We start from the raw sequence: 14,752 nt of genomic DNA on the forward strand, positions 1-14,752 counted from the left end.
CTACGACTTGACCCACCCGACGACGTACACCATCAGTATCGGATGAGCCCTCCGTGAAGACTCTGGCATATGCCGGACGCACCACCGAATCGGGTGTTGCCAAATCCCTTACGGGGCGTCGCGGGCTGTGCGACAGTCGTAACGGTCCTTCCGTCAGCCTTGGTCGTACCGTCCCCGCATCGGAGTGCGTCATGCCGTCCCATCTCTCTGCGGACCGCCCCGCCGCTCAGCCGCCCGGACGCGGCTCGGTCGACGCGCTGATAACGCAGACGCGACGGCTCAAGGGCGACGTCGACGCCGTACGGCGGGACACGCACAGCGACGGTTCGGACCCGCAGGAGCGGTGGCAGCGGGCCCTGTGCGATCTCGCCCTGCACCATCTCAACGATCTCGACGAGCACCTGGCCCAACTGCGGGACGGCCCGGCTCCCGCCTCCCCGGCGCCCGACACCGCGCCCCTCGGCCGTGCCGTGCCGCCCGCTCCCCGGCGCGGCTCACTGCTCAGCCGGGTCGGCAGCGCGGAGTGGAACCTGCTGACGGACGAGGCCAGTTGGTCCGGCGAGCTCTACGAGATCCTGGGGCGCGACCCCGCCGCTCCACCCCTCACCCTTGACGAGCTGCCGTCCCTGGTGCTCGACGAGGACCGGTCGAAGCTGACGGCGATGGTCACCGACTGCCTCATCGACGCGAAGCCCATCGACGGGGAGTTCCGGATCGTACGGCCGGACGGCGAGGCCCGGACCGTGCACATGATGGGCGAGCCCGTGCTCGACACTGACGGCAGCACCGCTTCGATGTGGGCCGTGCTGCGGGACGTCAGCGAACTGCGCCGCTGTCGGCGTGCGGTGAGTGAGACCCGTGACTCGCTCCAGCGCGACCGGCACCACGCACAGACCGAGCACCGGCTCGCGGTCGAGCTGCAGGAGGCCGTGCTGCCGCCGTGGCGTGGCTCCCTGCGGCTCCCGCACCAGGGCCCCCGGACACTGGACCTCGCAGCCCGGCACATGCCGTCGTCGACGAGCACGCTGATCGGCGGCGACTGGTACGACGCGCTCGCACTGGCCGACGGCGAAACGCTGTTGAGCGTCGGTGACCTCACCGGGCACGGCGTCGCCGTGGCCTCCGGCATGGCGACCCTGCTGGGGGCCGTACGCGGCATGGCGATGGCCGGCACCCAACCGGGGCAACTGATGTCCTGGCTCAACCAGTTACTCGACGCCACCGTCCAACCGGCTCTCGGCAGCGCCGTCTGCTGCCGCTACCGGCCCGAGACCCGCACCCTGGTCTGGGCGCAGGCCGGACACCCCGCCCCGCTGCTGTTCCGCGACGGGACGGGGCGCATGCTGAACGCGCCGGACGGCGTCCTGCTCGGCGCCACCTCGGGTGCCGTCTACGCGCAGGCCGAAGAGACCCTCGAGGTGGGCGACGTGCTCCTGCTGCACACCGACGGGCTGGTGCCGGGGCACAGCGCGGCGGACTCCGTGAACAGCCTCCTCGGCCTGGGCCCCCGCATCGCCGAGGCAGGCACCGCACAGGACTGCGTACGGCTGGTCGTCGAGGAGTTCGGTGAGAGCGAGCGCGAGGACAACGCCTCTGTGCTCGTGGCCAGGGTGACGTCCTAGAACTTCAGCGGCCCAGGACGTTCCGGAACTTCCGGGAAGGGATCAGCGCACAGTCCCCTTACGCCCGTGCGCTGTTGCCGCCGCCCGGCTTCTTCATCTTGGGCAGCGCCAACTGGATCTCCTCCCGCAGTTCGTGGATCTTCGGGTAGCTGGAGTACTCGGCGGTGAGTCGGTACATCTGGCGCAGCCGGTCCCAGGTGCGGCCCGACGAGTTGGAGCCCATCGACATCAGGGCCAGTCGTGCGTAACGGTCGGCCTGTTCGGGGTCGTCCGCGATGAAGCAGGCGGACGCCATGGACAGATGGTCGAAGATCTTCGACCGCTCGCGCCCGTCGACGCGCAGGGCCAGGGCCTTCTCCGCGAAGTGCTGGGCGTGTGCGGCCGCGCCCGGCTCGAACTCGGCCAGCGTGCGGTAGGCCAGGGCCTGCATGCCGTACAGATCCTCGTCCTTGAAGGTCTGCATCCAGCTCGGTGGCGGCACGTCGCTCTTGTCGGAGACGAAGAGGTCCTCCGCCTGTCCCAGGGTGCGGCGCATGGCCTGGCCCCGGCCCATCGACGCCTGCGCCCAGGCCTCGATGGTGTGGAACATGGCCCGGGTGCGCGGCAGCACCTCGTCACCGGAGCCGGACTGGGCGAGTTTCATGAGGTCGAGTGCGTCGTCGGGCCGGCCGAGGTGCACCATCTGGCGAGCCGCTCGGGAGAGCGCCTCTCCGGCGCGGGGCCGGTCGCCGCCCTCTCGGGCCGCGTGGGCGGCGATGACGAAGTACTTCTGGGCCGTGGGTTCCAGGCCGACGTCGTGCGACATCCAGCCCGCGAGGACGGCGAGGTTGGCTGCGACGCCCCACAGGCGCCGCTGCAGATGTTCGGGGTGATGGTAGGCGAGCATGCCGCCCACCTCGTTGAGTTGTCCTACGACTGCCTTGCGCTGCAGCCCGCCGCCGCGGGCCGCGTCCCAGGCCCGGAACACCTCGACCGAGCGCTCCAGTTCCTCGATCTCCTGCGACCCGATGGGGGCGGCCTCGTAGCGGTCGAACCCGGCAGGGTCGGCGTGCAGGGGGTCGTCGAACTGGGGGGCGTCGGCCTTGAGGGCCGGGTCGGTGTGCAGCCAGTCGTGCATGGCGCTGCTGAGTGCGGATCCCGCGGCGAGCGCGGCACCCGCGCCCACCAAGCCGCGTCGGTTGAGCATGAGGTCCATTCCCGTGAATTCGGTGAGGACCGCGGCGGTCCGTTCGGGCGCCCACGGCACACCGTCGGGATGCTCAACGCTCCCGCCGTCCTGCCGTTTCCCCGCACGCCCGTGCCGGACCAGACCGAGGTCCTCGATGGTCACGACACGGCCGAGACGCTCGGTGAACAGGGCTGCCAGCACCCGCGGCACCGGATCGCGCGGGATCTCTCCCATGTCGATCCACCGCCGCACCCGCGAGGTGTCGGTCGACAGCTGGGGGTGGCCCATGGCCGCCGCCTGCCGGTTGACCAGCCTCGCGAGTTCGCCCTTGGACCAGCCGGCCAGGCCGAACAGGTCCGATAGGCGGGTGTTGGGTTCTCCGCTCACGTCAAGCCCCCAGGTTCTCGGCTGAGTTGACAGTAGCCCGGTGAAAGATGCCGGGCGACTATTCGCCAGGGTTCGCCAGGGTGCGCCAGATGGTGTGCCACTGCGCATCGGGTGTCAGGTAGGAACGCGCCACCCCGACCCGGTCGCCCTTTGGAATATGGCTAGTGCATTCCCCAGGGTGCACCCGGGCGGCCGGATCGGGCAGCGCATCGTCGTCGCAGGCACACGAAGGGATCTGTTTCTCCCATGTACGCAGCATCGTCCTCCGTGTCCGCCCCGCCCCGGTCGCTACGTTCCCGCCCGGCGGGCAGCGGCCCCTACCTCGCCCCCGCGCGGCCGGCGCCCGCCCCCGTGCTCGGCGCGGGCCGGCCGCCGCGTGCCGCGGGGCTCGGCACCCAACCGCTCAGCGGGAGACTCGACTTGTCCGGCCCCCAGGGCACCCAGCTGCGCACCGCGATCGCGTCGGTGCACCGGATCTGCCCGGAGTTCGCTCCGGTGCAGGTGCTGCGCCGCAGCGGGCGGTCCGTCCTCCTGGTCGGCACGACCGGGCGCAGCACGGCCGTCGCCAAGTGTTTACTCGACCACTCCCCGGAGTGGTCGGAGCGGATCCGCCACGAAATAGCGGCATACCGCTCGTTCGTCCGGCACCGCCCTCCGGTGCGCGTGCCGAGACTGATCGCAGCGGATCCGGACAACTGCACCCTCGTCATCGAGCGGATGCCGGGCCGGGTGGCGGCACTGCAGCGGCACCCGTTGGAGACGCCGCCGCGTGCGGACATCCGGGCGGCACTCGGCGCGATCTGCCGGCTCAACGCGTGGCGGCCGCCGGCGGGCACGTTCGACGCGCCGCTGGACTACGCGGCCAAGATCTCCCGGTTCCACGAACTCGGGCTGCTCACCGACCGGGACATGGGGGATCTGCAGAAGCTGCTGCACGGCATCGCGGCGACCGCGGGCCGGCAGGGCATGGGCCAGTTCTGCCACGGCGACGCACTGCTCTCGAACATCCTGCTCTCACCGGCCGGTCCAGTGCTGGTGGACTGGGAGCACGCGGGCTGGTACCTGCCGGGCTACGACCTGGCGGTGCTGTGGTCGGTGCTGGGGGACGCGCCGGTGGCCCGGCGGCAGATCAGCCAGATCGCCCAGTCGGCGGGTCCGGCGTCACGGGACGCGTTCCTCGTGAACCTGATGCTCGTGCTGACCCGTGAGATCCGTACCTACGAGACGGCCGTGCAGCGTTCGATGCACGACGCTCCGACCCCGGCGGCACCGGGAGTGGCCCACCCGGGTGCTGCGCCGTCCGGCGAGGAACAGCGGCTGCTGCTGCGGCGGCTGCACGACGACTGCCAACTGGCCCGACGGGCCGTGCGCGCGGCGGTCGGCACTCGCTGACGGGGACGGTGGTCCGCGGTGCGCCCTGGAGACAGCGGCGTACCGCGGGCTTTCGTGTGCACGGCGTCATTGGGATACGCCACTGACGCCCCGCAGGCCAGGAGACCGCCGCCACGAAACTCCCGGGAATCCCGCTTGACAAGGGAATTCGCCTGCTCATTGGCATGATTGACGGATCGTCGGACAGCCGGTACCACAGACGCACGCCCGGCCCCCGCACGGCTCAACGCGTCCGACCGTCCCCTGGAGGCTCCCTTGCGTGGATCCGTCACCGCCTTGGCAGCAGCGACACTGTTGTTCCCGTTGCTCGGCGCGGCGCCGTCCGACGCCGGGAGCTCGGCGAACGGCCTGCAGTCGGCCTTCGCGTCCGCCGCCGCCGAGTACCACGTGCCGCAGAGCGTGCTGCTGGGCGTCTCCTACCTGCAGTCCCGCTGGGACGTGCACGCGGGCGCGCCGAGTGTGACCGGCGGTTACGGCCCGATGCACCTCACCGACGCCCGTACCGCCCTCGCCGAGGCGCCGCCGCACCACAGTGAGGGCTCGGAGGACGCGCGCGGCGACAGCGCCCGCGCGCCCCTGCTCCCCAAGACGAAGCTGCCGGAGCCCGCCACGATCCCGGCCCGCCTCAGGACGCTGCCGAAGGCTGCCGAACTGACCGGACTGAGCGCTGAGCGGCTGCGCAGGGACCCGGCGGCGAACGTGGCCGGCGGCGCCGCCCTGCTCGCCGCCGCGCAGAAGGAGCTGGGCGAACCGCTGAGCTCCGACCCGGCCGACTGGTACGGCGCGGTGGCCCGCTTCACCGGCGCCGACGACACGGCGGCTGCGGCGGCGTACGCGAACGACGTCTACGACGTGCTGCGCACCGGACAGAAGCGCCACACGGACGCGGGGCAACTGGTCGCCCTGGCCGCCCATCCGGGCCTCTCCCCCGACGCCGGGCAATTGCGGCGGGCGGGGCTGCGCAAGCCCGGCGCCGCCGAGACCGAGTGCCCGCCCACGGTGTCCTGCGAGTGGATCCCGGCGCCGTACGAGGAGTTCGGGGACAGCGACTACGGCAACCACGACCTGGGAGGCCGGCCGGCGTCCCAGAAGATCGAGAACATCGTCATCCATGACACGGAGGGCGCCTGGGAGGGCGTCCTCGAGATGGTGCAGGACCCGACGTATGTGTCGTGGCAGTACTCGCTGCGCTCCACCGACGGCCACATCGCCCAGCATGTGAAGGCCAAGGACGTCGCCTGGCACGCGGGCAACTGGTACGTCAACTCCAAGTCGATCGGCCTGGAGCACGAGGGTTTCCTGGCGAAGCCGGACGCCTGGTACACGGAGGCGATGTACCGGTCCTCCGCGCGCCTGGTGACGTACCTCGCCAAGAAGTACGGCATCCCGCTGGACCGGCAGCACATCCTCGGCCACGACACCGTGCCGGGTCCGACCTCGTCGACGATCGGTGGCATGCACACCGACCCTGGCCCGTACTGGGACTGGCGGCACTACTTCGAGCTGCTGGGCCGCCCCTTGGTGCCCACCGCGGGCCCGAACGGCGGTCTGGTGACGATCCGCCCCGACTACGCGACCAACAGGCCCCGGTACACGGGCTGTGTCACCGCGGGCCAGCCGTGCGCGGACCACGGTTCGAGTGCGGTACGGCTGTATTCCGGGCCCGGCGAGTCGTATCCCCTGATCAAGGACGTCGGCTTGGGTTCGGCCCCGACCACCGGCGTCAACGATCTGTCGTCACGGGTCTCGACCGGCCAGCAGTACGCGGTCGCCGGACGGGACGGCGACTGGACGGCGATCTGGTACCTGGGCCAGAAGGCGTGGTTCAAGAACCCGGCCACGAACCCGACCGCGGTGCACGCGGCCGGCCGCGTGGTGACGCCCAAGGACGGCGTGCAGACCGTCCCGGTGTACGGACGCGCCTACCCCGAGGCCTCTGCCTATCCGTCGGACGTGCCGGCCCAGGCGGTGTCACCGCTGCCGTACACCCTGCCCGCGGGCCAGAGGTATGTGGTCGGTGCCAAGGTGCCGGGCGAGTACTACTACGCGGTGTCCTTCGACACGGCCTCGCACCGGGTCGTGACCGGCAAGGACATGTACTACGAGATCCAGTTCGGGCACCGCGTGGCGTACGTGCGGGCGGCGGATGTGCGGGAGCTGCCCTCGGGGTCGTAGCCGGGACGATTCAGCCCTGCTGGAAGAGCTCCGCGGGCAGCGGCTTCAGGAGGGCGTAGAGGTCGTCCGTGATGGGGCGGTCCCACGCGGCGATGGTGACCAGGACGTTGTCGCTGCGGTCGAACTGCACGCAGGAGATCCGGCTCTCGGAGAGCTTCAGGCGGCGCACGATCAGGAGGTTGTCGCCCTGCATCACCGGCACGTCCTCGCTGCCGACGACGGTGACCTCCTCGTCGTTCTCCAGGGCCAGCAGCAGCTGTGCGACCTCGAAGGGGATCTCGTCCTCGTCGACCTCGCGGGCCGGGGAGCCCTCCGGCAGGTTGCCGATGATCATCGCGGGGCCGCGGCCGCCGAAGAGGTCGTAGCGCAGGAAGACGCCCTGGCAGCTGCCGTCGGGGGCGGGCAGCAGCCCGGCGCCCAGATTGCCGGGCCAGTCGCCCGGATCCATGGCCAGAACGTCGAAGTCGGGCCCGGCGGGCGTGGCGCTGCGGCGGCGGAGGAACGACATGTCGCCATGGTACGTGGCCGGGCCTTATGCGTGGCGTGCGGGCATGGGTTCGAGGCGTGCTGCCTGGCCTTCGGGAGAGGTTTCCGAGTTGTCTCACGACGAGGGCGTGGTGCGGCCCGTGGCGGAGGAGGTGACCCGCCTCGGGCCCCTCAATCCTCCGGCGGCGGCGGTACGACGGCGACCGGGCCGGCGGTGTGCAGGAGGACGGCGTGGGTCACCGAGCCGATCATGCGGGCGGGGGCCAGGAGGCGCCGTCGATGGCGGCCCACGACGACCAGGTCCGCGTCCCTGGACGCCGAGACGAGGTGGCCGGCCGCGTCGCCCGGGGCGATGTAGAGCCGGGCGTGGACCTCGGGGTGGCGCTCGCGGTGCTGGGCGAGAGAGCCCTCGGCGAGGGTGCGGGTCTCGGCCTCGACGGCGTCCTGGTCCTCGGACGGGGGCACGATCTGGGCGGTGGCTGCCGTCCAGACGTGCAGCGGCCAGTCGTAGGCGGCGATGACCTGGAGCCGGGCGCCGCGCAGGGCGGCCTCGGTGAAGGCGAAGGCGAGGGTGGTCTCGTCGGGACTGTCGACCTGAAGGCCGACGACGACCCGCGGGCCAGGCTCGATCGGCGTGTCGTCGTGGACCTCGCGTCCCGGCTTGGGTACCACGACGACCGGACATCCGGCATCGCGTGCGGCGGCCATGCCGTTGGAGCCGAGCAGCAGGCTGGCGAAGCCGCCACGACCCCGGCTGCCGAGCACCAACAGCTGCGCGGTGGAGCCCAGTTCGGCAAGCATCGCGGCGGGAGCGCCCCCGAGGGCGAGATACTCCGTGGCCGGCCGCTCGGCTCTCCCCTCCAGATACCGGCGTACCCGCTCGAGAACCGGATCATCCGCCGGATCCGGCCGGCCGGTGGGCAGTGCGACGGGCTGGGCCCACGCGGCGTACTGCTGCACGTGGACCACCCGCAGCGGCGCCTCGCGCACCAGGGCGGCCTCGAAGGCCCAGTCCAGTGCGACCAGGCTGTCGTCCGAGCCGTCGACCGCTGCGATGACCGGCAGGGTGCTCATCGGTTCCTCACCTCCGGAAATACGACCCTTCCCGCTTCCGGGGCCAGCCTGGCTCAGGCGTCGGCCCGAGGGGCGTTCTCAAGGTCGCGTGTCCGGAAAAACGGGCGGAACACCCCCGGATCGGCCCGAAGGCGGCCGACGCGCGGGGCGACCGCCCGCCGGCTCGCCTGCGTCCCACGGTGTCAGGTCAGGTCGAACTCGCCCTCCCTCGCACCCGACACGAAGGCACCCCACTCGGCGGGTGTGAAGATCAGGGATGGGCTCTCCGGGCGGCCGCTGTTGCGCATCGCGATGAACCCCTCGACAAAGGCGATCTGGACATCCCCCAGGCCACGGCTGCTCGAGTGCCAATCGGCGTCTGCGAGGTCCAGCTCCGGCTTGTCCCAGCCCGTGATCGGCTGCTGCTGGATGGTGCTCTCGGCCACGTCCGTGCTCCTCCCGATTCGTCGTCCGCGGGCCAGCCTAGCGATCGGTTCCGGGTGCCGACAGGCCACGTGAGGGGGACCTTTCAGGACGTCGGGGGTTCTGCTCCCACGAGCCACATCGAGAAGAACTGGGACCCGCCTCCGTAGGCGTGCCCGAGGACCCTCCTGGCCCGCTCCACCTGGTGTTCTCCGGCCTGACCGCGCACCTGGAGGGCCGCCTCCGCGAACCGGATCATGCCGGACGCCCCGATGGGGTTGGTGGAGAGGACGCCGCCCGACATGTTGACGGGCAGGTCGCCGTCCAGCTCGGTCACGCCGGACTCGGTGAGCTTCCAGCCCTCGCCCTCGGCGGCGAAGCCGAGGTTCTCCAGCCACATGGGCTCGTACCAGGAGAACGGCACGTAGATCTCGGCGGCGTCGATGTCCCGGCGCGGGTCGGCGATCCCCGCCTGCCGGTAGACGTCGGCCGCGCAGTCCTTGCCGGCCTGCGGCGACACGGCGTCCTTGCCGGCGAAGAGGGTGGGCTCACTGCGCATCGCCCCGCCGAGCATCCAGGCGGGCGGGCGGGGGGCGCGGGCGGCTCCGGCGCGGTCGGTGAGGATCATCGCGCAAGCGCCGTCGGAGGAGGGGCAGGTCTCCGAGTAGCGGATGGGGTCCCACAGCATGGGCGAGGCCTGGACCTTCTCCAGGGTGATGTCGTGCTCGTGCAGGTGGGCGTAGGGGTTCTTCAGCGCGTTGCGCCGGTCCTTGTACGCCACCAGCGAGCCGACCGTGTCGGGCGCGCCGCTGCGCCGCATGTACGCGCGCACGTGCGGGGCGAAGAAGCCGCCCGCCCCGGCGAGCAGGGGCTGCTGGAAGGGGATCGGCAGGGACAGTCCCCACATGGCGTTCGACTCGGACTGCTTCTCGAAGGCCAGGGTCAGCACGGTGCCGTGCACGCGGGCCGCGACCAGGTTGGCGGCGACCAGCGCCGTGGATCCGCCGACCGAGCCGGCCGTGTGCACCCGCAGCATGGGCTTGCCCACCGCGCCGAGCGCGTCGGCGAGGTACAGCTCCGGCATCATGACGCCCTCGAAGAAGTCGGGCGCCTTGCCGATGACGACGGCGTCGATGTCGGCCCAGGTCAACTCGGCGTCGTCGAGGGCGCTTCGGGCCGCTTCCCGCACGAGCCCGGCGATCGACACGTCCCGGCGCGCCGCGACGTGCTTGGTCTGGCCGATGCCTACGACGGCCACGGGCTCCTTGCTCATCGCGGATCCCCTTCGAGTACGGCGACCAGGTTCTGTTGCAGACAGGGTCCGGAGGTGGCGTGCGCGAGTGCCCGGTCGGACTCGCCCCGGTGGACACGGGCGGCGGCCTCTCCGATGCGGATGAGTCCGGCGGCCATCACGGGGTTGGCGCCGAGCGCTCCGCCGGAGGGGTTGACGCGCACGCCGTCGCCGAGCTTCAGCGCCTTGCGCAGGACGATCTCCTGGGAGGTGAAGGGCGCGTGCAACTCCGCGGTGTCTACAGGCCGTTCGAACGCACCGGCCCGCTCGGCGGCGAGCCGGGTCGAGGGCGAGTCGGTCAGGTCACGGACGCCCAGGCTGTGTGCCTCGATGCGGTGATCGATGCCGCGGATCCAGGCGGGCCGGTCGCACAGTTCGCGGGCCCGCTCCCCCGCCGCGAGGATCACCGCGGCGGCACCGTCACCGATGGGCGGGCAGTCGCCGGTACGCAGCGGTCGTACGACGTACTCCCCCTGTGGCACCGAACCCCGTAGCTGAGCATGCGAGTTGGCGGTCGCGTCGGTGCGGCTGCGGGCGGCGACGGCGGCGAGCGCGGGTTCGTCCGTGTCGCCGGCGTCGATGAGGGCCTGGGCCTGGAGGGCGGCCAGGGCGACGGAGTCGGGCCAGAGCGGGGCGACGTAGTAGGGGTCGAGCTGGCGGGTGAGGACGTCGCGGAGCGGACCCGGTGAGGACTTGCCGTAGGAGTAGACGAGCGCGGTGTCGGCGTCCCCGGTCAGCAGCTTGGTCCACGCCTCGTACAGCGCCCAGGCGCCGTCCGTCTCGACGTGCGACTCGGAGATCGGCGGCCAGGCGCCGACGCCGTCGAGGGCGAGGGTGAAGGAGAAGGCACGGCCGGCGAGGTAGTCGCTGGAGCCGGAGCAGGTGAAGCCGATGTCGGCGGTCTTCAGGCCGGTCTGCGCCAGCACCTCGTGCAGGACAGGCATGAGCATCTCCACCTCGGAGAGCTCCTCGCTGGTGCGCCGGTGGTCGGTCTGCGCGAAGGCGACGACGGCGATCTCGCGGTTCACAGCAGCTCCCTGTAGGTGTCGTAGTCCGCGTCGGGCTCGCCCGTGGGCCGGTAGTGGTCGGGGAAGCGGGAGCCCTGGGTCCACACCGGTCCGACCCGCAGGCCCATGCGCACCTGGTCGTACGGGATGCCGCCGATACGGGCGTGCAGGGCGAGGTCGGCGCCGTCGAGGGCGATGTGGGCGTAGACGTACGGCACTTCGATGTCGAGGTTCTTCGCCTTGATGTTGACGATGCAGAACGTGGTGACTGTGCCGCTGGGGCCCACTTCAACCTGTTCCAATGTGGCCACGCCACATGTGGGGCACGCACCCCTCGGCGGGACGTACACCTTGCGGCAGGACGGACAGCGTTCGCCGACGTTGCGTCGCTCGGCCAGGGCGTTGATGTAGGCGGTCTGGGCGCGGCCCGGTGAGTACGTGTAGTCGAGCCGGGCGGCGGCGACGATGCCGGTGATCGGGTCCTCGAACCGGCCGGTGTGACGCACCGGTTGGGCCGAGCTGCCGTCGTCCGGGCCGTGGTCCTCCGGGGCGTCGTCGTACGGCTCGAAGCAGGCGATGTCCGTGATGGCGCCGGTGCGTTCCCCGGCCCAGCGGACGCGGACACGCATGCCGGTGTGCACGGCGTCGGGGCCGGGGGCGTCGAGGGCGTGCAGGAGGGCGGTGTCGGCACCGTCGAGGCGGACCAGTGCCCAGGCGAAGGGCGTGTCGAGGGGCTGGTCGCGGCGGGGGGCGTGGTTCCAGGCCCAGGTGGTGACCGTGCCGGTGGGGGCGACCTCGACCAGGTCGCGGATCTCCTCGGCGGTGACGGGGTCGTACTCGACGGGTGGGACGAGCGTGCGGCCGTCGCTGGTCCGTACCCCCAGCACGACGCGTTCGCGCAGGCCGGTGAGGAAGGCGCTCTGGACGGGGCCGAGGGAACGGGTAAAGGGGAACTCGACGACGAGCGGTGCTTTGAGGACTTCGGGCATCGAGAGCGTGCCTCCTTCGGAGGTCGGGGTGCGGGAGGCGGGCGGCAAGCCGCATACGGCCTTCGGGCTCCAAAGGGCCCGGGCCGGCGCGGCGCTACGCGCGCTTGTAGACGGGTGGCCGCTTCTCCGCGAAGGCGCGGGCGCCCTCCTTGGCGTCCGCCGTGTCGAAGACCGGCCAGCCGCGCTTGAGCTCGGCGGCCAGACCATCGGCCTCCGTCATCTCGGCCGTCTCGTAGACCGACGCCTTGACGGCCTCGACGGCCAGCGGGCCGCAGGCGTTGATCTGTTCGGCGATCTCCAGGGCCTTGGCGAGTGCCGTGCCGTCGGGGACGACATGCCCGATCAGGCCGACGCCGGCGGCCTCGCGGGCGCTGTACGGGCGGCCGGTGAGCAGCATCTCCAGGGCGTGGGTGCGCGGGATCTGGCGTTGCAGACGGACCGTGGAGCCGCCGATCGGGAACAGACCGCGCTTCACCTCGAACAGCCCGAACGTGGCCGACTCGCCCGCGACCCGGATGTCCGTGCCCTGGAGCATCTCGGTGCCGCCCGCCACGCAGTACCCCTCGACCGCCGCGATCACCGGCTTGCGCGGCCGGTGGTGGCGGAGCATCGCCTTCCAGTGCAGGTCGGGATCGGCCTTGAGCCGGTCGCGGTACTGCTCGCCCGCCATGCCGTTCCCGGCCAGGGCCTTGAGATCCATGCCCGCGCAGAAGGTGCCACCGGCCCCCGTGAACACGATCGAGCGGATCGAGTCGTCCGCGTCGGCCTCGGCCCAGCCGTCGTGGAGGCCGACCAGCATCGGCAACGAGAGCGCGTTCTTCGCCTCGGGCCTGTTGAGCGTGAGCACCAGTGTGGCGCCCTCGCGCCGCACGGCGAGATGTTCCGTCCCAGCCATGACCAGTCTCCCCTCTTACAGAACGAGAACAGGTTGCAGTAGGCGCGGAGGCACTTCAAGGGTTTTCTGACAGTCAGTCAGATTCTTTTGCGCGGAGGCTTCACAGTTGTGCCGCCCTTTGCTCTGATGACCGGCGAACCGTTGGAGAGCCAGGCCGTGGCCGAGGTCAGGAGGAGCGGTGGAGTACAACATTGCCGACCTGTTCGAGTCGGTCGTCGACGCGGTTCCCGACCGCGAGGCGCTCGTGTACATCGACCACCCGGGCACGGGCGTGGAGCGCCGACTGACGTACGCGCAGCTGGACGCGGCCGCCAACCGGATCGCGCACCATCTGATCGACAGCGGGATCCGCCCCGGCGAACACCTCGGGCTCCATCTCTACAACGGCATCGAGTACCTGCAGACGGTGCTGGGCTGCCTGAAGGCGCGGATCGTTCCCGTCAACGTCAACTACCGCTACGTGGAAGAGGAGTTGGTGTACCTCTACCGGGACGCCGATCTGGTGGCCCTGGTCTTCGAGGCGGAGTTCACGGACCGGGTGGCGGCGGCACTGCCGCGGGTGGACGGGCTGCGGCATCTGGTGCGGGTGGGCAGCGTGACCCCGGGCGCCGCCAAGGCGCCGGTCGTGCCCGCCGTGGCCTTCACGGATGCCGAGGCCGCCGGGTCGCCCGAGCGCGGATTCCCGGCGCGGTCGGGCGACGACCAGTTCATCATCTACACCGGCGGCACCACGGGGATGCCCAAGGGCGTGATGTGGCGCCAGGAGGATCTGTTCTTCTCGGGCCTGGGCGGAGGGGCGCCCACCGGCGAGCCGGTGAAGAAGCCGGAGGAACTCGCCGAGCGGGTGGCGGCCGGCGGCGACGGGATCACCTTCTTCCCGACCGCCCCGCTGATGCACGGGACGTCCACGCTGACCGCCTTCATCGGCTTCAACTTCGGCCAACGCATCGTGATCCACCGCAAGTTCGTCCCGGAGGAGGTCCTGCGGACGATCGAGAAGGAGAAGGTCACCAGCGTTTCGCTGGTCGGCGACGCGATGCTGCGGCCGCTGGTCGACGCGCTGAACGGGCCGATGAAGGGCACGGACTGCTCGTCGATGTTCAGCGTGTCGTCGTCCGGGGCGATCATGTCGGACACGGTGCGCCGGCAGTTCCAGGAGCTGGTTCCGAACGTGATGCTGCTGAACAACTTCGGCTCCTCGGAATCCGGCTTCAACGGTACGGCGACCGAGGACTCCGGCCCCGAGCGCGGCTTCCGCATCCGCGTCAACTCCCGTACGCAGGTGGTCGATCCGGCGACCCACGAGCCGGTCGCCGTCGGCGAGGTGGGCCGGGTCGCGCAGTGCGGTCACGTGCCGCTCGGCTACTACAACGACCCGGGGAAGACCGCCGAGACCTTCTTCGAGAAGGACGGCGAGCGGTGGGTGCTGCTCGGCGACATGGCCACGGTCGACGCGGAGGGCGTCGTCACGGTGCTGGGCCGCGGCTCGCAGTGCATCAACACCGGAGGCGAGAAGGTGTACCCGGAGGAGGTCGAGCAGGCGCTCAAGTCCCACCCCGACGTGTACGACGCCCTGGTGGCCGGGGTGGCGGACCCGAAGTGGGGGCATCACGTGGCGGCCGTGGTGCAGTTGCGGGCGGGGGCGGTACGGCCGTCGCTGGCGGACATCCAGACGCACTGCCGCTCCCATCTCGCGGGTTACAAGATCCCCCGCCAGCTGGTGATCACCGACTCGATCCGGCGCTCGCCCAGCGGCAAGGCGGACTACCGGTGGGCGCGCGAGGTGGCGGCGGCAGCGGACGGATGAATTCCGGGCAGGTCTGATTGAACCTAAGGTGACGTGCGGACGTACTCGTGGTGGCAG

The 14,752-nt window shown here is 71.2% G+C and carries 12 protein-coding genes; 4 read left to right on the forward strand and 8 right to left on the reverse strand.

Annotated features, from left to right (window positions below):
* Window positions 1-191: 191 nt before the first annotated feature.
* Complete coding sequence (locus AB5J55_RS02940) at window positions 192-1,622, forward strand: PP2C family protein-serine/threonine phosphatase (protein WP_369269122.1); 1,431 nt, start codon at window positions 192-194, stop codon at window positions 1,620-1,622.
* A gap of 58 nt (window positions 1,623-1,680) precedes the next feature.
* Here AB5J55_RS02940 and AB5J55_RS02945 read toward each other — a convergent pair whose 3' ends face one another.
* Window positions 1,681-3,177, reverse strand: coding sequence for a hypothetical protein (locus AB5J55_RS02945; RefSeq protein ID WP_369269123.1), 1,497 nt, complete (start codon window positions 3,175-3,177; stop codon window positions 1,681-1,683).
* Between the two features lie 246 nt (window positions 3,178-3,423).
* On the opposite strand from AB5J55_RS02945, the gene AB5J55_RS02950 reads away from it, so the two are divergent.
* Both AB5J55_RS02950 and AB5J55_RS02955 read left to right on the forward strand, forming a co-directional pair.
* The gene (locus tag AB5J55_RS02950) at window positions 3,424-4,569 is read left to right on the forward strand and encodes an aminoglycoside phosphotransferase family protein (RefSeq protein ID WP_369269124.1); all 1,146 of its coding nucleotides are present in this window, start codon (window positions 3,424-3,426) and stop codon (window positions 4,567-4,569) included.
* Window positions 4,570-4,812: 243 nt separating this feature from the next.
* On the forward strand, window positions 4,813-6,744 hold the full coding sequence (locus tag AB5J55_RS02955; RefSeq protein WP_369276073.1) for an N-acetylmuramoyl-L-alanine amidase: 1,932 nt from the start codon (window positions 4,813-4,815) through the stop codon (window positions 6,742-6,744).
* A 10-nt stretch (window positions 6,745-6,754) separates the two neighbouring features.
* Here the strand turns inward: AB5J55_RS02955 and AB5J55_RS02960 are convergent, their stop codons facing one another.
* The 7 genes from AB5J55_RS02960 to AB5J55_RS02990 form a co-directional block, all read right to left on the reverse strand.
* On the reverse strand, window positions 6,755-7,252 hold the full coding sequence (locus tag AB5J55_RS02960; protein WP_328883748.1) for a hypothetical protein: 498 nt from the start codon (window positions 7,250-7,252) through the stop codon (window positions 6,755-6,757).
* A gap of 149 nt (window positions 7,253-7,401) precedes the next feature.
* Window positions 7,402-8,304, reverse strand: coding sequence for a universal stress protein (locus tag AB5J55_RS02965; protein ID WP_369269125.1), 903 nt, complete (start codon window positions 8,302-8,304; stop codon window positions 7,402-7,404).
* A 182-nt stretch (window positions 8,305-8,486) separates the two neighbouring features.
* A complete protein-coding gene (locus AB5J55_RS02970; RefSeq protein ID WP_363043009.1) occupies window positions 8,487-8,729 on the reverse strand; it encodes a DUF397 domain-containing protein in 243 nt (80 codons plus the stop codon).
* Window positions 8,730-8,812: 83 nt separating this feature from the next.
* Window positions 8,813-9,979, reverse strand: a complete 1,167-nt coding sequence (locus AB5J55_RS02975; protein ID WP_369269126.1) for a thiolase domain-containing protein — start codon at window positions 9,977-9,979, stop codon at window positions 8,813-8,815.
* Window positions 9,976-11,025 (reverse strand): thiolase domain-containing protein, encoded by a 1,050-nt coding sequence (locus tag AB5J55_RS02980; protein ID WP_369269127.1) that lies wholly within the window; start codon window positions 11,023-11,025, stop codon window positions 9,976-9,978. The genes AB5J55_RS02975 and AB5J55_RS02980 overlap by 4 nt, the downstream gene beginning before the upstream one ends.
* A complete protein-coding gene (locus tag AB5J55_RS02985; protein ID WP_369269128.1) occupies window positions 11,022-11,993 on the reverse strand; it encodes a Zn-ribbon domain-containing OB-fold protein in 972 nt (323 codons plus the stop codon). The genes AB5J55_RS02980 and AB5J55_RS02985 overlap by 4 nt, the downstream gene beginning before the upstream one ends.
* A gap of 94 nt (window positions 11,994-12,087) precedes the next feature.
* Complete coding sequence (locus tag AB5J55_RS02990; protein ID WP_369269129.1) at window positions 12,088-12,888, reverse strand: crotonase/enoyl-CoA hydratase family protein; 801 nt, start codon at window positions 12,886-12,888, stop codon at window positions 12,088-12,090.
* Between the two features lie 178 nt (window positions 12,889-13,066).
* Between AB5J55_RS02990 and AB5J55_RS02995 the strand changes: the two genes are divergently transcribed.
* A complete protein-coding gene (locus tag AB5J55_RS02995; protein WP_369269130.1) occupies window positions 13,067-14,695 on the forward strand; it encodes an acyl-CoA synthetase in 1,629 nt (542 codons plus the stop codon).
* Window positions 14,696-14,752 lie beyond the last annotated feature (57 nt).

The sequence above is a fragment of the Streptomyces sp. R11 genome, from assembly GCF_041051905.1.
Lineage (GTDB): Bacteria > Actinomycetota > Actinomycetes > Streptomycetales > Streptomycetaceae > Streptomyces.